This window comes from Xanthobacter albus (genome assembly GCF_043194895.2).
Classification (GTDB): Bacteria; Pseudomonadota; Alphaproteobacteria; order Rhizobiales; family Xanthobacteraceae; genus Xanthobacter.
This window is the reverse complement of sequence record NZ_CM195532.1, coordinates 2375493-2394210: the sequence shown is the minus strand read 5'-3', so window position 1 is coordinate 2394210 and position 18718 is coordinate 2375493. Positions and strand designations below refer to the sequence as shown.

Sequence of the window (18718 nt, the reverse complement as noted above, 5' to 3'; positions counted from 1 at the left end):
GCGCGCCTCTCACTCGGCCGCGGCGCGCAGGTTGCGCGCGGTGCCGGCCTCGCTCGCGCGGTCGAGATCGCGGGAGAGATGCCGCATCACCTCGGCGGAGGTGTCGGCGAGGCGCGCCTTGTAGGCGGCGATGGCGCGCGCGAACAGATTGTAGATGACCACGGCCGGAATGGCGGCCACGAGGCCGATGGCGGTGGCGAGCAGCGCCTCGGCGATGCCGGGCGCCACCACGGCGAGATTGGTGGTCTGCGCCTTCGAGATGCCGATGAAGGCGTTCATGATGCCCCACACCGTGCCGAACAGGCCCACGAAGGGGGCCACGGCGCCGATGGTGGCCAGCACGCCGGTTCCGCCGGACATGCGGCGGCCGGCGCCCGCCTCGATTCGACTGAGCGAGATGGCCACGCGCTCCTTGATGCCTTCCGCGGAAAGGCCCTCGGAGACCTCGCACTCGTCGAGCGCGGCGTGAACGGTGGCCGGCGCAGGGCCGTTGCCCTTGGGGATGGCGCGCGAGGCGGCGATGAGGGTGGGGGCCGCGCGCAGCGCCTTCAGGGTCCGGCTCACCTGCCGGCGGGCGAACACCAGCTCCAGCGACTTCACGAACCACACGGTCCAGGTCATCACCGAGGCCAGGGCGAGGCCGACCATCACGCTCTTCACCACCATGTCGGCGGCGAGGAACATGCCCCAGGGGGAAAGATTGTGCGGCAAGGTCGAATCCACTGCGGCCGGCGACATCACCTCGGTGGCCACGGGAGCGGCGGCGGGAATGCCGGTCGCGGCGCCGCCCACGGCTGGGTGGACGACGGCAGGCTCAGCAGGAGCCGACAGTGCCGCGGCAGGAGCGGCCAAGGCAGGCGAGGCCAAGGCAGGCGCGGCAAGGGCAGGCGCGGAAGGAGCCACCGGCGCGGAGCCGGAGTGCATGGCGTGGGGCGCCGCGGACTCGGCAGGCGCCTGCGCAGCGGCAGGCGCCGACGAGAGGCCGGCGCAGGCGAGCAACGCGACCGCACAGAAACCAGAACGAATGAAATACGCCGCCTGCGGCAGCGAGGCGGAAATGCAGAGGGGCATCGCGCGTCACCGGAATTGCTTCAACTATCGGGGGTCGCTGGCGATCCCGCAATCGGGAAATGGCTCGCAAGAGCGTTATACCCCCATTTGCCCCGTTCGCTAACCCCCTTGTGCCCACGACCGGGCAAGCCGCTACGGAAGGATGGCGTTACCTTGATACTGCAGCGTTCCGAGGGCGCCCGACCCTGCTCCCGACACCCCGCGCGGGAGCGCCTTCCAAGTGGAACGGCGCGCCTCAGGCCATCTCCACCAGCTTGCCTTCCCGCAGCGTCACCCGCCGGTCCATGCGGGCGGCGAGTTCGAGGTTGTGGGTGGCGATGAGGGCGGCGACGCCCGTGGCCTGCACCAGCTCGGTAAGCGCGCCGAAGACGTGATCGGAGGTCTTGGGGTCGAGGTTGCCGGTGGGCTCGTCGGCCAGCAGCAGGCGCGGCGCGTTGGCGAGCGCGCGGGCGATGGCCACGCGCTGCTGCTCGCCGCCGGAAAGCTCGGACGGGCGGTGCGACAGCCGCGGGCCGAGGCCGAGATAGGTCAGCAGATCCTTGGCGCGGGCGTTGGCTTCCTTGTGGGACAGGCCGCGGATCATCTGCGGCATGGCCACGTTCTCGAGCGCGGAGAACTCGCCCAGCAGGTGGTGGAACTGGTAGACGAAGCCGATGTGCAGCCGGCGGATGCGGGTGCGCTCCGCATCCGGAAGGCGGGCGGTGGGCTTGCCGTCGATGAACACCTCGCCCGCGTCGGACTGCTCCAGCAGGCCGGCGATGTGCAGCAGCGTGGACTTGCCCGAGCCGGAAGGCGCCACCAGCGCCACCGACTGGCCCGAGGAGATGGTGAGATCCACCCCGCGCAGGATTTCGAGCGCTCCCTCCCCTTCCGAGTAGCGGCGGACAACGCCCGAAAGGGCGAGGGCGTGGTTCGGGCGGGTCGGCATGCCGGGGGAGCCTGTGGAACGGCGGGTGGGTTGATCCATCACTCGTATCTCAGGGCTTCCACCGGATCGAGCCTCGCGGCGCGCCAGGAGGGGTAGAGCGTGGCGAGCAGGGAGAGCACCAGCGCCATCACCACCACGGTGGCGGTTTCGCCGAAGTTCATCTCCGCCGGCAGCCGGGAGAGGTAATAGAGCTCGGGCGAGAACAGCTCCGTGGCGGTGAGCCAGGAGATGAACTGGCGGATGCTCTCGATATTGAGGCACACCACCACGCCCAGGATGAGCCCCACAAGCGTGCCCACGACGCCGATGGAGGCGCCGGTGATGAGGAACACCCGCATCACCGCCCCCTGGGAGGCGCCCATGGTGCGCAGAATGGCGATGTCGCGCCCCTTGTCCTTCACCAGCATGATGAGGCCCGAGACGATATTGAGCGCCGCCACCAGCACGATCAGCGTGAGGATGAGGAACATCACGTTCCGCTCCACCTGAAGGGCGTTGAAGAAGGTGGCGTTGCGGCGCCGCCAGTCCACCAGGTAGACCGGCCGCTCGGCGGCGGCCTGGATGGCGCCGCGCAGCTCCTCCACATCGTCGGGGTGGTCGATGTAGACCTCGATGGCGTTCACGTCGCCGTTGCGGTTGAAATAGGCCTGGGCCTCCGGCAGCGGCATGAAGACGAAGGCGCTGTCGTATTCCGACATGCCCACCTCGAAGATGGCCGCCACCTTGTAGACCTTGATGCGCGGCGAGGTGCCCATGGGCGTCACCGCTCCGCGCGGGGCCACCAGGGTGATGTTGTCGCCCGCGCGCAGGGAGAGCTGGTCCGCGAGGCGCTTGCCGATGGCAAGGCCCTGCCCGGTGTCGAAGCCCTCCAGCGTGCCGGAACGGACATTGTGCGCGACCGAGGGCAGGCCCCTCAGGTCCTTCTCGGTCAGGCCGCGCACCAGCACGCCCGAGGCGCCGAACTGCGAGGAGGCCAGCGCCTGCCCCTCCACCAGCGGCACCGCGAGGCGGACGCCGTTGAGCTTGGAGATGCGCTCGGCGACGGAGGTGTAGTCGGTCAGCGGGGTTTCCAGCGGCTGCACCAGCACGTGGCCGTTGAGGCCGAGGATCTTGCTGAGCAGCTCCTGGCGGAAGCCGTTCATCACCGCCATGACGATGATGAGCGTCGCCACCCCCAGCATGATGCCGAGGAAGGAGAAGCCGGCGATGACCGAGATGAAGCCTTCCTTGCGCCGCGCCCGGAGGTAGCGCAGCGAGAGCATCCACTCGAAGGGCGCAAAAGGCCGGGTTCCGGTGGGTTCCTCGGCCTTCACCCCCGTGGACGCGCGCGCCGTCATGCCTTCAGCCTCTCCAGAATGTCGCTCGGCGCGATGAGCTCGCGCTCGCCGCCGCGACGGCGCTTGAGTTCCACCTTGCCGTCCGCGAGGCCCTTCGGCCCCACCAGGATCTGCCACGGCAGGCCGATGAGATCGGCCGTGGCGAACTTGGCCCCGGCGCGCTCCTCGGTATCGTCATAGAGCACATCGTAGCCGGCGGCGGTCAACTCCGCATACAGCTTCTCGCAGGCGGCATCGGTGGCGCTGTCGCCGCTCTTCAGGTTGAGGATGCCCACCTGGAAGGGGGCGACCGCGTCCGGCCAGATGATTCCCGCCTCGTCATGGGAGGCTTCGATCATGGCGGCCACGAGGCGCGAGGGACCGATGCCGTAGGAGCCCATGTGGACGGTATGCGCGTTGCCGTCCGGCCCCTGCACCGCGACCCCGAAGGGCTCGGAATACTTGGTGCCGAAATAGAAGATGTGGCCCACCTCGATGCCGCGGGCGGCAAGGCGCTTCTCTTCCGGAATCGCGTTGTAGGCCGCCTCGTCGTGCTTCTCCGAGGTGGCGGCATAGAGCGAGGTGAAGTCGTCGAACACCTTCTGCAGGCCGGCGGCGTCGTCGAAGTTCACATCGGCCGGGGGCGGCGCCATTTCCAGGTAGTTGCCGTGGCAGAACACCTCGCTCTCGCCGGTGGAGGCGAGGATGATGAACTCGTGCGAGAGATTGCCGCCGATGGGGCCGGTATCCGCCACCATGGGGATGGCCTTCAGCCCCATGCGCGCGAAGGTGCGCAGATAGGCCACGAACATCTTGTTGTAGGAATGCCGCGCGCCGGCCGCGTCGAGATCGAAGGAATAGGCGTCCTTCATCAGGAACTCGCGGGAGCGATAGACGCCGAAGCGCGGGCGCACCTCGTCCCGGAACTTCCACTGGATGTGGTAGAGGTTCAGCGGCAGCGACTTGTAGGACTTCACATAGGCGCGGACGATATCGGTGACCATCTCTTCGTTGGTGGGGCCGAACAGCATCTCGCGGTCGTGCCGGTCCCTGATTCGCAGCATCTCCTTGCCATAATCGTCGTAGCGCCCGCTCTCGCGCCACAGGTCGGCGCTCTGGATGGTGGGCATCAGCATCTCGACGGCGCCGGCGCGATTCTGCTCCTCGCGGATGATTCCGCAGATCTTGTTCAGCACGCGGTGGCCCAGCGGCAGCCAGGCGAAGATTCCCGCGGCCTCTTGGCGGATCATGCCCGCACGCAGCATCAGGCGGTGGGAGACGATGTCCGCCTCCCGGGGCACTTCACGCAGGATCGGCAGAAAATAACGGGAAAGGCGCATCGCAAGGCTCGACGGCTATGGAGATCGGAAAGGGTCGCGCGGAGTGAAAGCGGAAGCGTCGGCAAAACACAAGAGCGCCGCCGAAATGCGGTTCAGACCGGCTTCATGTTGCGGCGCAGCGTACATCTTATTGCGGCGCAAGGATGACAAACGACAGAATCTTGTTCTAGTTTGGGCCCGCACAAGAAAGGGGATCGTCCCCAGCCCGGTATACCGGGCGGGACATTCGGTCCGGGTCTCGGGAGGAATCGAAAAACAACAGCCGGCCGGGCACCGCCCCAAAGGGCGTAGGCTTACGGAATCGGCATCACGGATTGGCCGGGCCATCCCAGAGCGGGCATCAGACTCGCAGGTGGCACAGGAGCCGTGGGAATAAAAAAGGCGAGACCATCGGGTCTCGCCTTTTCTTTTTCCATCAAGGTGTTAGCTGTCACCCTGCCACCAGTCGCCCCCCGGACGCGCGCCGACTCGCCAAGCCCGAAGCGACCCATCCAGCCCTCACGAGCCAAGCCCGCGACCATCACGCGCGCCCCTGCCCTCACCCGCCATCACCCTCGCCGAGAAGGAGCATCGGAGATCGCAGCCACGGGGCGCGGAGCCGGCAAAATATAACAAGGATTTGCCATAACTGCCGCCATCCGAGTCGCGGCCGGCGGCCTCGCACGGGCAGATAACGCCACTTCCGGCGCGCTGCATTGCAGCAAATCGCCCTGTTTTCGCCTGCTCCGGAGCTGAGCTCAAAAAAAAATTTTGAACCTCTCGGTTGCACGCAGCAAGGCGATGGCGCAGCCCCGTCCTGCGGATGCCAGAGCATCAGCCGTCACGCGTGTCGAAGGGCATGGGGAGGTCTTCCAGGGCGACGATGCCGCTCGTCACCAGATAGACGATGGCGCCGGTGACGAGCGCGGAGAGAAGGGTCGTCACCAGCACCTTGCGCAGGAGCATGGGCCGCGCCGGCGCGCCTGGATCGGTTCCGGGAGCAACGCCAGCCCCCGTCCCCTGCGCGCGCACACCCCAGGGGAGCACCGCGAAGAGGGTGATCCACCACGCCACGAAATAGATGGCGACGACGGCTGCGACCGACATCGCCGTCTCCTCACGCCTGCTCGAGTTCGACCAGGGTGCCGTTGAAGTCCTTCGGGTGCAGGAACAGCACGGGCTTGCCATGGGCGCCGATCTTCGGCTCACCCGAGCCCAACACGCGCGCGCCCTTGGCCTTGAGCTGGTCGCGGGCCTGAAGGATGTCCTCCACCTCGTAGCAGATGTGGTGGATGCCGCCGTCGGGGTTGCGCTCCAGGAACTTGGCGATGGGAGAATTCTCGCCCAGCGGCTCCAGGAACTCGATCTTGGTGTTCGGCAGCGTCACGAACACGGTGGTCACGCCATGCTCTTCCTGCGGCACGGCGGCGGAAACCTCCGCGCCCAGGGTGTCGCGATAGAGCTTCGAGGCGGCAGCGATGTCGCGCACCGCGATGGCCACGTGGTTCAGCCGTCCGATCATGGTTCCCTCATTCTTCTGGCCGGCGCGGCGGCCGGCGGCGCTTTTCATCCATCACACTTCAAGAACGTGGACGTGGCAAACGGGCTTCTTGCCCCACACCGCATTCACCGCACCGCGCACCGCCCGCTCCAGCGACTCCGCCAGGGCGTCCGCATCGCGTCGGCGCGCCTTGGGCAGACCCTGCAAGGTGGTGACCACGGTGTCCAGGACATGGTCCAGCATGTCCACATTGCCCTCGCCGCGCTCCGGCACGCCGGTGAGTTCCACGGAAGGGTCGCCCGCGAGGCCGCCATGCTTGTCGATGGCGACCGCCACCGAGACCGCCCCCACGTAGCTCAGCTTGCGCCGCTCCGGGAGCGCGCGCGCGCCCTCGGGCAGCAGCAGGCGGGCATCCTTGTAGAGGCGGCCGAACGGCACCTCCCCCACCCGCTCCACCGGACCGGGCGCGAGCCGCAGCATCTGCCCGTCGTAGCAATTCGCCACCTCAGGCACGCCCAGGCTGCGGGCAAGCTTGGCATGCTCGTGCAGGTGCAGCGCCTCGCCGTGCACCGGCACCGCCACCTGCGGCCGCACAAGGGCGTACATTTTCTCGAGCTCGCCCCGCCGCGGATGACCGGAGACGTGCACCAGCCCGTCCCGGTCGGTCATCACCTCCATCCCGCGCTTGATGAGGGCGTTGACGATGTGGTTCACCACCTTCTCGTTGCCGGGAATGGTGCGCGAGGAGAACACCACCAGGTCCCCTGGAGAGAAGGCGATCTCCGGATGGTCGTCGTCGGCGATGCGCTTCAGCGCCGCGCGCGGCTCACCCTGGCTGCCGGTGAGAATGGCCACCACCCGCTCCCGCGGCAGGTAGCCGTAGAAATCCGCGCTGCGGAAGGCCGGGATGCCGTCCAGCAGCCCCTGCTCCCGCGCCACGCCGATCACCCGCTCCAGCGCGCGCCCCACGACCACCACGTCGCGCCCGGCAGCCATCGCCGCCTCGGCGATGCCCCGGATACGCGCGACGTTGGAGGAGAAGGTGGTGAAGGCCACCCGGTGTTTCGCCTTCGCCACGATCTCCTTCAGAGAGGCCGCGACATCCGCCTCCGAGGGCGAGACGCCGTCCCGAATGGCGTTGGTGGAATCGCACACGATGGCGCGAACGCCTTCGTCGCCAAGGGCCGCAAGCCGTGCCGTATCGGTCGCCTTGCCCACCATGGGCGTGGGATCGAGCTTCCAGTCACCCGTGTGCACCACGAGCCCCGCTCCAGTGCGGATGGCGATCGCGTGGCTATCCGGAATGGAATGGGCGACAGGCACGAACTCGATATCGAACGGCCCGATCTGAACCCGCTCGCCCGAGCGCACCACGGTCACCGGAAGCTCGGACGGCGCCCCGGGCTCGCCCGCCCTTTTCGCTTCCAGCAGGCCCGCGGTGAATGCCGTCGTGTAGATGGGGCATCGCAGGCGCGGCCACAGGTCGAGCACCGCGCCGATATGGTCCTCGTGCCCATGGGTGATTACGAGGCCCGCAATATTCTTCTTCTCGCCTTCCAGGAAGCGGATGTCCGGCAGCACCAGATCCACGCCCGGCGCCTCATCCCCCGCAAAGCTCATGCCGAAATCGACCATGAGCCAACTGCGCGCCTTCTTCGGCCCGGAGCCATAGAGCGCGAGGTTCATGCCGATTTCGCCCACTCCGCCGAGGGGCGCGAATACGAGTTCGTCCGATGCCGCCATTGTGCCGATCACTTCCTCCCGCAGGGTTCCACCCGCCGCTGGAGGATCGCGGACGGTGCCTATCCAAAAACCTTCACCGCTGCGGGCTACCACGGGCCAGCCGCGGCGGCTCCGCCTCCCGCCTGCGTGCCGGGGCCCACAGCCGGCTCCCGCAATACGTCTCGCGCTACTCCGGCAGACGCAGAGAGACGTCGCCGGCGGTGATGATCTCGGCGATACCGTCGCGCCGGCGCAACATCATGGCGCCTCGGGCATCGATGTTCTCGAACCGGCCCACCACTTCGCGCTCACCGATCTTGACGCTGACCTGATCCCCCATGCCGAGGGCATGCCGCATCCAGTCGGATCGAATGCCGGCGAAGCCGGCGCCCGCATGCCACTGGTTGAGCCGCACCGCCATGGCGAGATCAAGCGCCTCCAGCAGGCGATCGGGTGCGGTCGGCGCCCCGGCCTCCTCAAGGCTGGTCGCCTTGTAGGGGAGGTCCTCGGGATGGTGCAGGCAGTTCACGCCGAAACCGATGACCGCCGCTGGCCGGCCATTCGCGTCAGTGCCGCCCTCGACCAAAATGCCCGCCAGCTTGCCACCGTTGAGCAACAAGTCGTTGGGCCACTTCAGCTTCAGTGCGTCAGCGGGGATCTGGGGTGCAGCCGCAAGCGCGGCGTCACGCACCGCCAAGCCCGCCACGAAGCAGAGCTGGGCGAGATTGGCGAGCGGCGCCGGATTGGGCAGCACCAGCGTGGCGAAGAGATTGCCGAGCTCCGAGGTCCACGGCCGGCCGCGTCGCCCGCGCCCGGCCGTCTGGATATCCGCCACAAGCCAGACCGGCATGATCTCGCCCCGCGCAAGTCGGGCGAGACCCTCCGCATTGGTGGAGCCGATCTCGGTGAAGCGGATGATGGGAACCGTGGAACCCTGGAATTCGTATTGTGCCATCGATCAGAAAAGCGAGCGGGCGGCGGCCCCCGCCGCCTCAATGAGAGGAGCGGGATAGACGAAATAGAAGATGGTGAAAAGCCCGCTCAGCGCCAGAACCGCCTTCAGCTCGGTCGGCATGGGGTCGAAGGCATCCGCCGGCTCGTCGAAATACATGACCTTGACGACCCGGAGGTAGTAGTAGGCGCCCACCACCGACGCGAGCACGCCGATCACGGCCAGCCCATAAAGGCCCGCCTGGATGGCCGCCACGAAGACATAGTACTTCGCCAGGAAGCCCGCCAGCGGAGGAATGCCCGCCAGCGAGAACATCAGCGCGGCGAACATGAGCGCCATCAGGGGATTGTTGCGCGCAAGTCCGGCGAGATCATCGATGTTCTCAACCGCCCGGCCCTGCCGGCGCATGGTGAGCACGCAGGCGAAGGAACCCAGGGTCATCGCCACATAGATGGCGATATACACCAGCACGCCTCGCACGCCCTCCGCCGTGCCGGCCGCCAGGCCGACCAGCGCGAAGCCCATGTGGCCGATGGAGGAATAAGCGAGCAGGCGCTTGATGTTCCGCTGGCCGATGGCGGCGAAGGCACCGAGCACCATCGAGGCGATCGACACGAAGGCGACGATCTGCTGCCACTGCGAGGCGATGTGCGGGAACGCCTCAAGCACCACGCGGATGAAGATGGCCATGCCGGCCACCTTCGGCGCCGTGGCGAAGAAGGTGGTGACCGGAGTGGGCGCGCCCTCATAGACATCCGGCGTCCACATGTGGAACGGCACCGCCGAGATCTTGAAGCACAGGCCGGCGAGCACGAACACGAGGCCGAAGATGAGGCCGATGCTCGGCTCCTTCACCACCGTGGCGATGACCTCGAAGTTCACCGAGCCGGTGAAGCCGTAGACCAGCGAGGCACCATAAAGAAGCATGCCAGAGGACAGGGAGCCCAGTACGAAATACTTGAGGCCCGCCTCCGTGGAGCGCACCGAGTCGCGGTTGATGGCCGCCAGCACGTAGAGCGAGAAGCTCATCAGCTCCAGGCCGAGGTACAGAGCGATCAGGTCGCCCGCCGACACCAGCATGCACATGCCGAGCGTCGCGATGACGAACAGCACCGAATATTCGAAGCGCGCGAGCTTCTCACGGTTCTGCCAGTCAACCGCCATGATGAGGGAGACCGTGGCGCCCAGGATGGCGAGCCCCTTCATGAAGCGGCCGAAGGGGTCGATCACCAGCGAACCGTTGAAGGCGACCGTCTCGCCGCCCGGCCCGAGGAGCACCAGGACCCCGGCCGCCGCAAGCACGGCGATGGCAAGGCCGGTGATGAAATTGGCCGCCCCCTCGCCGCGCACCGCGCCGATGAGGATCAGCACGATGGCGGAGACGGCCAGCACCAGTTCGGGCAGGACCGCGCCGAGCGGAGGCAGGAGCTGCGTCATGACAACCTCGAAATCAGAAGGTGAGGAGGAGCGCGGTCTTCACCGCACCCGCCACCTGATCGGTGCGCGCGACGACCGCGTTCACCGCATGGGACGTCATGTCGAGGATCGGCGCCGGCCACACCCCGAACAGAATGGTGAGCACCACCAGCGGAACCATGATCACCACCTCGCGGGGCGACAGGTCCATGATGTTCTTCAGGCTGTCCTTCTCGAGCTTGCCGAAGATCACCCGCCAGTAGAGGTAGAGCGCGTAGGCGGCCGAGAGGATCACGCCCGTGGCCGCAAGGAATGCCACCCAGGTGTTGGCCTTGAACGCCGCCAGCATCGTGAGGAACTCGCCCACGAAGCCGGAGGTGCCCGGCAGGCCGATGTTCGCCATGGTGAAGATCATCATCACCGTGGCGTACAGCGGCATGCGGTTCACGAGCCCGCCATAGGCCGCGATCTCACGGGTGTGCATGCGGTCGTAGATGACACCGACGCACAGGAACAGCGCGCCCGAGACGAAGCCATGGGAGATCATGAGGAACATGGCGCCCTGGAGGCCCTGCTCGTTCATGGTGAAGATGCCCATGGTCACGAAGCCCATGTGCGCCACCGACGAGTAGGCGATCAGCTTCTTGATGTCCTGCTGAACGAGGGCCACCAGCGACGTGTAGATGATGGCCACCACCGAGAGGGTGAACACCAGAGGCGCGAAATAATGGCTCGCCTCCGGGAACATGGGCAGCGAATACCGGATGAAGCCGTAGCCGCCCATCTTCAAAAGGATGCCGGCCAGGATCACCGAGCCCGCCGTCGGCGCTTCCACATGGGCGTCCGGTAGCCAGGTGTGCACCGGCCACATGGGCATTTTCACCGCGAACGACGCGAAGAAGGCTAGCCACAGCCACGTCTGCATGTGCGACGGGAAGCCGTAGGTGAGCAGCGTCGGCACGTCGGTGGTTCCCGCCTGCCAATACATCGCCATGACGGCCAGCATCATCAGCACGGAGCCGGCAAGGGTGTAGAGGAAGAACTTGAACGCCGCGTACACGCGCCGCGGTCCGCCCCAGATGCCGATGATGAGGAACATCGGGATGAGACCGGCCTCGAAGAAGAAGTAGAACAGCACGAGGTCGAGCGCGCAGAAGGTGCCGATCATAAAGGTTTCGAGCACCAGGAAGGCGATCATGTACTCCTTCACCCGCTTATGCACGCTCTCCCAGGAGGCCAGGATGGCGAACGGCATGAGGAAGGTGGTGAGGATCACGAACGGCAGCGAAATACCGTCGACGCCCATGTGATAGGCGGCGATATCGCCGAGCCACGCTTTCTTCTCGACGAACTGGAAGCCCGGCGCGGCCGGATCGAAGCCCGGCAGCAGCAGCAGGGACACCACGAAAGCCACCAGCGTGGTCCACAGCGCCACCCAGCGGGCGTTGCGGGCCGACACCTCGTCGTCACCGCGCACCACGAGGATGAACAGCGCGCCGACGAGGGGCAGGAAGGTGACGACGGATAGGATGGGCCAGTCGGTCATCGGCGTCACACTCCGGAGAACATGAACCAGGTGAGAAGGGCCGCGACGCCGATGAGCATCACGAAGGCGTAATGATAGAGGTAGCCGCTCTGCAGCCGCACTACGCGGCCGGTGACGTCGAGCACCCGGGCGGACACGCCATCAGGGCCGAGGCCGTCGATGATGGTGCCGTCACCCCGCTTCCAGAGCACGCGGCCGATCCACATGGCCGGACGGACGAACAGGAAGTCGTAGAGCTCGTCGAAGTACCACTTGTTGAGCAGGAACCTGTAGAGGCCCGGCAGGGCCGACGCGAGCGCGCCGGGGAGCCGAGGATTGGCCACGTAGAACCAGTAGGCGATGGCGAAGCCGACCACCATCATCGCGGTGGGCGCGAGCACGATCAGCTCCGGAATCTCATGCATGGCGTGGAGAATATGGTTCTCCGCACCCATGAAGATGGAGGAGCGGAAGAAGGCGTGCACATCCTCGCCCACGAACACGCCGTAAAGTGCGAAGCCCGCCACGACCGAGCCGACGCCAAGCACCGCCAGCGGCAGGGTCATGACAACAGGCGACTCGTGCGCGTGGTCGTAGTGGTGCTGATCATGCGGCTTCCCATGGAAGGTCATGAAGATCAGGCGCCAGGAATAGAAGGACGTGAGCGCCGCCGCGAGCACCGTCATGGCCCAGCCGTAAAGGGCGAAGGCATTGTGGCTGGCGTAGGCCGACTCGATGATGGCGTCCTTCGAGTAATAGCCGGCGGTGAACGGGAAGCCGGTGATGGCCAGGGTCCCGATCAGCATCATGGCGTAGGTGAAGGGCACCTTCTTGTAGAGCCCCCCCATGTGCCGCATGTCCTGCTCGTGGTGCATCGCGTTGATGACCGAGCCCGCGCAGAGGAACAGCAGCGCCTTGAAGCACGCGTGGGTCAAAAGGTGGAACATGCCCACCGAATAGGCCCCCGCACCCATGGCGGTGAACATGTAGCCGAGCTGCGAGCAGGTGGAGTAGGCGATCACCTTCTTGATGTCGTTCTGCACCAGCGCGATGGTCGCCGCGAAGAAGGCGGTGGTCGCGCCGATCAGCATCACCACGTCGAGCGCGGTCGGCGAAAGCTCGAAGATGGGCGACATGCGCGCCACCATGAACACGCCGGCGGTCACCATGGTCGCCGCGTGGATAAGCGCGGACACCGGGGTCGGGCCCTCCATGGCATCCGGCAGCCAGGTGTGCAGCAGCAGCTGCGCCGATTTGCCCATGGCGCCGACAAACAGCAGCAGCGCGATGACGGTCGGCGCATCCCAATTATGGCCAAGGAAGTTGATGGTCTTGCCGGCAAGCGAAGGCGCCGCCGCGAACACCTGATCGAAGGCGACCGAGCCGGTCATCACGAATACGGCGAAGATGCCCAGCATGAAGCCGAAGTCACCGACGCGGTTGACCACGAACGCTTTCATGGCCGCGGCGTTGGCCGAGGGCTTCTCGTACCAGAAGCCGATGAGCAGGTAGGACGCGAGGCCCACGCCTTCCCAGCCGAAGAACAGCTGCACCAGATTGTCCGCCGTCACGAGCATGAGCATCGCGAAGGTGAACAGCGACAGGTAGGAAAAGAAGCGCGGACGGTGCGGGTCCTCGTGCATGTACCCCATGGAATAGAGGTGCACGAGGCTCGACACCGTGGTCACCACGATCAGCATCACCGCCGTGAGGCTGTCGATGCGCAGCGCCCAGTCGATCTTGAGGCCGCCGACGTCGATCCACTCCAGGAGATGGATCCGCACCTCGTGGTCGTCGAAGCCGACGCTCACGAAGGTGATCCACGCGAACAGGCACGAGATGAAGAGGAAGGTGGTGGTCACCACCTCGCTGGCGCGGGCGCCGATGGCCCGGCCGAACAGCGCCGCGATGAGGAAGCCTGCGAGCGGCAGGAAGACGATCGCCTGATACATGGCCTCAACCCTTCATGGCGTTGATGTCCTCGACGGCGATCGAACCGCGGTTGCGGTAGAACACCACGAGGATGGCGAGGCCGATGGCCGCTTCGGCTGCCGCGACGGTGAGCACGAGCAGCGCGAACACCTGGCCCGTGAGGTTCCCGAGGAAAGCCGAGAACGAGACGAGATTGATGTTCACCGACAATAGGATCAGCTCGATCGACATCAGGATGACGATCACGTTCTTCCGGTTCAGGAAGATGCCGAGCGTTCCCAGCGTGAACAGGATCGCCGCCACCGTCAGGTAGTGGGAAAGACCGATTTCCATGGCGACCCCCTCAGAGACCCTGGCCGGGCCGCACCTTGACCACCTTGATGGCGGCCTCGGGCGTCCGTGCCACCTGGGCGGAGATATTCTGGCGCTTGACGTTCACCTTGTGGCGGAGCGTCAGCACGATGGCGCCGATCATCGCCACCAGCAGCACGAAGCCCGCCGACTGGAAGTAATAGATGTAGTCGGTGTAGAGCACCTTCGCGATCGCCTGCACATTGCCGACCTCGCTCACATGCCCCGCCGCCGCGCCCGCGGAGACCGCGGCGGAGATGCCGGGGCCCGTGACCCAGGCCCCGACCACCAGCACCAGCTCGGCCAGGAAGATCAGGCCGATCAGCACGCCGATGGGGAGGTACTGCAGGAAGCCCTGACGCAGCTCGACGAAGTCCACGTCGAGCATCATCACAACGAACAGGAACAGCACCGCCACGGCGCCCACGTAGACCACGACCAGGATCAGGCCGAGGAACTCGGCGCCGATCAGCAGGAACAGGCCCGCCGCGTTCACGAACGCGAGGATGAGGAACAAAACCGACTGAACCGGGTTTCGCGAGGAGATGACCATGAAGGCCGATCCCACCAGCACGAACGCGAAGAGATAGAAAAACGCTGCCGCGACACTCATGCGGAGAGCCCCCCTCTGCGCGCCAGTTCCGCGCTCGTTTGCGCCACCTTGAGCGCCGAGCTGCCCCTCACGGGCAGCGGCACCCAGCGGCCGATGCGTCGATAGCTCTGACCCATCCCACAAGTCCACCGTTTCGAGCACGGCCGCCCGGCCGGTACGCCGGCGGACATCCTTGCTCACAAGTCCAGTTCGAACGTGCCGGACCTGCCCTGGTGGACCGCCCTTACGTTCCCGCCGTGCTCATCACGGCGCCTCAACTTCTCGCCTCCGCCGGCTGACGCCGCCGCAGACCCGTGCTCAGCGATACGGCGCATCGAGCGCGATGGAGCGCGCGATCTCGCGCTCCCACCGGTCGCCGTTCGAGAGCAGCTTTTCCTTGTCGTAGTAAAGCTCCTCGCGGGTTTCGGTCGCGAACTCGAAGTTCGGCCCCTCCACGATCGCCTCCACCGGGCAGGCTTCCTGGCAGAAGCCGCAATAGATGCACTTCACCATGTCGATGTCGTAACGCGTCGTGCGGCGCGTGCCGTCGTTGCGGCGCGGCCCGGCCTCGATGGTGATGGCCTGCGCCGGGCAGATCGCCTCGCACAGCTTGCAGGCAATGCAACGCTCTTCGCCGTTCGGGTAACGGCGCAGCGCATGCTCCCCCCGGAAACGCGGCGAAAGCGGCCCCTTCTCGAAGGGGTAGTTCAGCGTCGCCTTCGGCGCGAAGAAATAGCGCATGGTGAGGGCGAAGGCGGAGACCAGCTCCGTCAGCAACAGGGCGCGCGCGGCCTGATCGAGCTTCATGGGCGCTCTCCCGCCGCCATCGGGCGGCTCATCTGAAAGTTCGGATGCACGTTCATTGGGGGGCGGTCCCGGTGAAGTGCAGGACGCAGGCCACCACGACGACAGCCACCAGAGAAATGGGCAGGAACACCTTCCAGCCGAGGCGCATGAGCTGGTCGTACCGGTAGCGCGGAACGATCGCCTTCGCCATGGCGAAGAGGAAGAACATGAAGCTGACCTTCACGACGAACCACACCACCCCCGGCACCCAGGTGAAGGGCGCGAATGGCAGCGGCGACAGCCAGCCTCCCAGGAACAGGATGGTGGCCATGGCGCACATGGTGATGATGGCCACGTACTCGCCGAGCATGAACAGCAGGTAGGGCGTGGAGCCGTACTCGGTCATGAAGCCCGCCACCAGCTCCGACTCCGCCTCGACCAAATCGAAAGGCGGCCGGTTCGTCTCGGCCAGGGCCGAGATGTAGAAGATGACGAACATGGGGAACAGCGGCAGAAAGTACCAATTGAGGAAGCCGAGCCGGCCGTTCTGCGCCTCAACGATGCCGCTCAAGTTCAGCGTGCCCGCGCACATCAGCACCGTGATGATGACGAAGCCGATGGAGACCTCGTAAGACACCATCTGCGCCGCCGAGCGCAAGGCGGCGAGGAAGGGATACTTCGAGTTCGAAGCCCAGCCGCCCATGATGATGCCGTACACGCCGAGCGACGAGATGGCGAAGATGTAGAGCACGCCCACGTTGATATCGGCGATCACCCAACCATCGGCGATCGGAACCACGGCCCAGGCCGCCAGCGCCAGCACGCACGTCACCAGCGGCGCCAGCAGGAACAGCACCTTGTTGGCGCCGGCCGGGATGGTGGGCTCCTTCAGCACGAACTTGAGCAAGTCCGCGAACGATTGGAACAGCCCAAACGGCCCGACCACGTTGGGGCCGCGCCGCATCTGTACCGCCGCCCAGATCTTGCGATCTGCCAGCAGGATGTAGGCGATGAAAACCAAGAGCGCCACCAGCAGAGCCAAGCTCTGGCCGATGATGATCAGTACCTGGATAAGGGTATCCTGCCAGCTCATCGGTGCTCTCGCCCCCTCACGCTTCCCGCACGCAGGCCGTCGCCCGCGCCGGGCGCGCCGCTTGCGGCGCGAACTGTTGTGTTTCGTGACGAACCATGCGCCTCACTCCGCCGCCTCCGCGGCCGAAGCCGCGCGCAGGGCCGAGCACTCCGCCATGACGGCGGACGCGCGGGCGATGGGGTTCGTCAGATAGAAATCCGAAATCGCTGGCGCGAACGGCGCCTTGTCCACGCTTCCGCCGACTTTCGCCAGCTTGGCGATGGCGGCGCCATCTCCCGGCTCGATCTGGTCCACGCGGCCGAGATGCGGATGCGCCGCCATCAGCTTCGCGCGCAGCGCCGTGACGCTGTCAAAGGGCAGCGTCTGGCCCAGAACCTCGGAAAGGGCCCGCAGGATCGCCCACTCCTCGCGCGCTTCCCCCGGCGGGAAGGCCGCGCGATTGGCGAACTGCACCCGGCCTTCGGTGTTCACGTAAAGGCCGGACTTCTCCGTGTAGGCCGCGCCCGGAAGAATGACATCCGCCCGGTGCGCGCCACGGTCACCATGGGTGCCGATGTAGACGACGAAGGCACCCGGAGCGACATCGACCTCGTCAGCACCCAGCAGGAACGCGACATCGAGCGCGCCGGCAGCCGCCATGGCCTTGGCGTTCAGCCCCTTCGCCCCCGGCACCGCGCCGAGATCCAGCGCACCGACACGGGCGGCTGCGGTGTGCAGCACCGCAAAGCCGTTCCAGCCGTCCTTCACCGCGCCGCATTCCGTAGCCACGCGCGCCGCCAGCGAAAGCACCGCCGCGCCGTCCGCGCGCGAGAGCGCCCCCTGGCCGATGATGATCATCGGACGCTCGGCCTGCCTCAGCACCTCGCCGAAAGCGCCGAGATTGGCGAGGCTTTCGGGGCCGGCGCCGACATAATCGTAGGTGTAGGTAAGGTCCACCTGCTGGCCGATGAGGCCAACCTTGAGGCCGCCCTGGCGCCAGCGCTTGCGGATGCGAGCGTTGAGCACCGAGGCTTCATGGCGGGGGTCCGTGCCCACAAGCAGGATCGCATCCGCATCGTCGATGCCAGCAATGGAGGGATTGAACACATAGGTGGCACGACCCAGCGCCGGATCCAGCGCCGCGCCGTCCTGGCGGGCGTCGATGTTGGCGCTGCCGAGCTTGGTCATCAGTCCCTTGAGCGCGAAGATCTCTTCAACGCTCGCGAGGTCGCCGATGAGCGCGCCAATCCGCTCGGGCTTCGCGGCCTTCACCTTGCTGGCGATGGCGGCGAACGCCTCGTTCCAGGAGGCCGGCACCAAGCGCGTGCCCTTGCGCAGATACGGCCGATCAAGGCGCTGCACCTTCAAGCCGTCCCACACATAGCGCGACTTGTCGGAGATCCACTCCTCGTTCACGAGGTCATTGGTGCGCGGAAGAATGCGCATCACCTCGCGGCCGCGGGTATCCACGCGGATATTCGCGCCGACCGCGTCCATGACATCGATGGACTCGGTCTTGATGAGCTCCCACGGCCGGGCGTGGAAGGCATAGGGCTTGTGGGTCAGCGCGCCCACGGGGCACAGGTCCGCCACATTGCCCTGCATCTCCGAGCGCATGGCGTGCTCGAGATAGGTGGTGATCTCCGTGTCCTCGCCGCGGCCGATGGCGCCGAGGTCCGGCACGCCTGCCACCTCGGTGGTGAAGCGCACGCAGCGGGTGCACTGGATGCAGCGCGTCATGGACGTGCGCACCAGAGGACCGATGTATTTGTCCTCGACCGCGCGCTTGTTCTCCGCGAAGCGGGAGGTGTCGGCGCCGTAGGCCATCGCCTGGTCCTGCAGGTCGCACTCGCCACCCTGGTCGCAGATGGGGCAATCCAGCGGGTGGTTGATGAGCAGGAACTCCATCACCCCCTCGCGCGCCTTCTTCACCATGGGGCTCTTGGTGAGCACCACCGGCGGCTCGCCGTTGGGGCCGGGACGCAGATCCTTCACCGCCATGGCGCACGAGGCGGTGGGCTTGGGCGGGCCGCCCCTCACTTCCACCAGGCACATGCGGCAGTTGCCGGCGATGGAGAGGCGCTCATGGAAGCAGAAGCGCGGAATCTCGACCCCCGCCGCCTCGCACGCCTGAAGCAGCGTGAACTCGGCCGGGACCTCGATCTCGGAGCCGTCGACGACGATCTTCGCCATCCCTTCCACCTCGCCTCTTGCCGCGCCCGGCGCGGACCCTGC

16 protein-coding genes are annotated in these 18718 nt (G+C 66.4%); all 16 read right to left on the bottom strand.

The genetic code is table 11. The features are described 5' to 3' along the window. Positions 1-9: 9 nt before the first annotated feature. A complete protein-coding gene (gene exbB, locus V5F75_RS10620; RefSeq protein ID WP_394036079.1) occupies positions 10-738 on the bottom strand; it encodes a tonB-system energizer ExbB in 729 nt (242 codons plus the stop codon). A 568-nt stretch (positions 739-1306) separates the two neighbouring features. Continuing rightward, a complete protein-coding gene (locus tag V5F75_RS10615; protein WP_394036220.1) occupies positions 1307-1999 on the bottom strand; it encodes an ABC transporter ATP-binding protein in 693 nt (230 codons plus the stop codon). Positions 2000-2037: 38 nt separating this feature from the next. Continuing rightward, positions 2038-3336, bottom strand: a complete 1299-nt coding sequence (locus tag V5F75_RS10610) for a lipoprotein-releasing ABC transporter permease subunit (RefSeq protein ID WP_394036077.1) — start codon at positions 3334-3336, stop codon at positions 2038-2040. Beyond that, a complete protein-coding gene (gene proS, locus V5F75_RS10605; RefSeq protein ID WP_394036075.1) occupies positions 3333-4655 on the bottom strand; it encodes a proline--tRNA ligase in 1323 nt (440 codons plus the stop codon). The genes V5F75_RS10610 and proS overlap by 4 nt, the downstream gene beginning before the upstream one ends. An 813-nt stretch (positions 4656-5468) precedes the next feature. Next, positions 5469-5741: a DUF1467 family protein gene (locus V5F75_RS10600; protein ID WP_394036073.1), complete on the bottom strand. Its 273-nt coding sequence runs from the start codon at positions 5739-5741 to the stop codon at positions 5469-5471. Between the two features lie 10 nt (positions 5742-5751). Beyond that, the gene (gene mce, locus V5F75_RS10595; RefSeq protein ID WP_394036071.1) at positions 5752-6156 is read right to left on the bottom strand and encodes a methylmalonyl-CoA epimerase; all 405 of its coding nucleotides are present in this window, start codon (positions 6154-6156) and stop codon (positions 5752-5754) included. A 51-nt stretch (positions 6157-6207) separates the two neighbouring features. Beyond that, positions 6208-7878: a ribonuclease J gene (locus V5F75_RS10590; RefSeq protein WP_394036069.1), complete on the bottom strand. Its 1671-nt coding sequence runs from the start codon at positions 7876-7878 to the stop codon at positions 6208-6210. 166 nt (positions 7879-8044) lie between these two features. After that, positions 8045-8812 (bottom strand): biotin--[acetyl-CoA-carboxylase] ligase, encoded by a 768-nt coding sequence (locus V5F75_RS10585; RefSeq protein WP_394036067.1) that lies wholly within the window; start codon positions 8810-8812, stop codon positions 8045-8047. 3 nt (positions 8813-8815) lie between these two features. Further along, on the bottom strand, positions 8816-10246 hold the full coding sequence (nuoN, locus tag V5F75_RS10580) for an NADH-quinone oxidoreductase subunit NuoN (protein ID WP_393987219.1): 1431 nt from the start codon (positions 10244-10246) through the stop codon (positions 8816-8818). Between the two features lie 13 nt (positions 10247-10259). Continuing rightward, positions 10260-11771 (bottom strand): NADH-quinone oxidoreductase subunit M, encoded by a 1512-nt coding sequence (locus tag V5F75_RS10575; RefSeq protein ID WP_394036065.1) that lies wholly within the window; start codon positions 11769-11771, stop codon positions 10260-10262. A 5-nt stretch (positions 11772-11776) separates the two neighbouring features. Further along, positions 11777-13702: an NADH-quinone oxidoreductase subunit L gene (nuoL, locus tag V5F75_RS10570; RefSeq protein WP_394036063.1), complete on the bottom strand. Its 1926-nt coding sequence runs from the start codon at positions 13700-13702 to the stop codon at positions 11777-11779. A gap of 4 nt (positions 13703-13706) precedes the next feature. Beyond that, positions 13707-14015: an NADH-quinone oxidoreductase subunit NuoK gene (nuoK, locus tag V5F75_RS10565; protein WP_234052269.1), complete on the bottom strand. Its 309-nt coding sequence runs from the start codon at positions 14013-14015 to the stop codon at positions 13707-13709. A 10-nt stretch (positions 14016-14025) separates the two neighbouring features. Then, complete coding sequence (locus V5F75_RS10560; RefSeq protein WP_393987215.1) at positions 14026-14646, bottom strand: NADH-quinone oxidoreductase subunit J; 621 nt, start codon at positions 14644-14646, stop codon at positions 14026-14028. 297 nt (positions 14647-14943) lie between these two features. Then, positions 14944-15432: an NADH-quinone oxidoreductase subunit NuoI gene (gene nuoI, locus V5F75_RS10555; RefSeq protein WP_393987214.1), complete on the bottom strand. Its 489-nt coding sequence runs from the start codon at positions 15430-15432 to the stop codon at positions 14944-14946. Between the two features lie 52 nt (positions 15433-15484). Next, positions 15485-16504, bottom strand: coding sequence for an NADH-quinone oxidoreductase subunit NuoH (gene nuoH / locus V5F75_RS10550; RefSeq protein WP_394036061.1), 1020 nt, complete (start codon positions 16502-16504; stop codon positions 15485-15487). 102 nt (positions 16505-16606) lie between these two features. After that, entirely contained in the window at positions 16607-18676 is a 2070-nt protein-coding gene (gene nuoG / locus V5F75_RS10545) for an NADH-quinone oxidoreductase subunit NuoG (RefSeq protein ID WP_394036059.1), read from the bottom strand. Positions 18677-18718: the final 42 nt, after the last annotated feature.

Excerpts from the sequence above, each read along its gene's own strand:
- exbB (WP_394036079.1), bottom strand. The coding sequence starts at position 738 with ATGTCGCCGGCCGCAGTGGATTCGACCTTGCCGCACAATCTTTCCCCC.
- V5F75_RS10615 (WP_394036220.1), bottom strand. The coding sequence starts at position 1,999 with ATGCCGACCCGCCCGAACCACGCCCTCGCCCTTTCGGGCGTTGTCCGC.
- V5F75_RS10610 (WP_394036077.1), bottom strand. The coding sequence starts at position 3,336 with ATGACGGCGCGCGCGTCCACGGGGGTGAAGGCCGAGGAACCCACCGGA.
- proS (WP_394036075.1), bottom strand. The coding sequence starts at position 4,655 with ATGCGCCTTTCCCGTTATTTTCTGCCGATCCTGCGTGAAGTGCCCCGG.
- V5F75_RS10600 (WP_394036073.1), bottom strand. The coding sequence starts at position 5,741 with ATGTCGGTCGCAGCCGTCGTCGCCATCTATTTCGTGGCGTGGTGGATC.
- mce (WP_394036071.1), bottom strand. The coding sequence starts at position 6,156 with ATGATCGGACGGCTGAACCACGTGGCCATCGCGGTGCGCGACATCGCT.
- V5F75_RS10590 (WP_394036069.1), bottom strand. The coding sequence starts at position 7,878 with ATGGCGGCATCGGACGAACTCGTATTCGCGCCCCTCGGCGGAGTGGGC.
- V5F75_RS10585 (WP_394036067.1), bottom strand. The coding sequence starts at position 8,812 with ATGGCACAATACGAATTCCAGGGTTCCACGGTTCCCATCATCCGCTTC.
- nuoN (WP_393987219.1), bottom strand. The coding sequence starts at position 10,246 with ATGACGCAGCTCCTGCCTCCGCTCGGCGCGGTCCTGCCCGAACTGGTG.
- V5F75_RS10575 (WP_394036065.1), bottom strand. The coding sequence starts at position 11,771 with ATGACCGACTGGCCCATCCTATCCGTCGTCACCTTCCTGCCCCTCGTC.
- nuoL (WP_394036063.1), bottom strand. The coding sequence starts at position 13,702 with ATGTATCAGGCGATCGTCTTCCTGCCGCTCGCAGGCTTCCTCATCGCG.
- nuoK (WP_234052269.1), bottom strand. The coding sequence starts at position 14,015 with ATGGAAATCGGTCTTTCCCACTACCTGACGGTGGCGGCGATCCTGTTC.
- V5F75_RS10560 (WP_393987215.1), bottom strand. The coding sequence starts at position 14,646 with ATGAGTGTCGCGGCAGCGTTTTTCTATCTCTTCGCGTTCGTGCTGGTG.
- nuoI (WP_393987214.1), bottom strand. The coding sequence starts at position 15,432 with ATGAAGCTCGATCAGGCCGCGCGCGCCCTGTTGCTGACGGAGCTGGTC.
- nuoH (WP_394036061.1), bottom strand. The coding sequence starts at position 16,504 with ATGAGCTGGCAGGATACCCTTATCCAGGTACTGATCATCATCGGCCAG.
- nuoG (WP_394036059.1), bottom strand. The coding sequence starts at position 18,676 with ATGGCGAAGATCGTCGTCGACGGCTCCGAGATCGAGGTCCCGGCCGAG.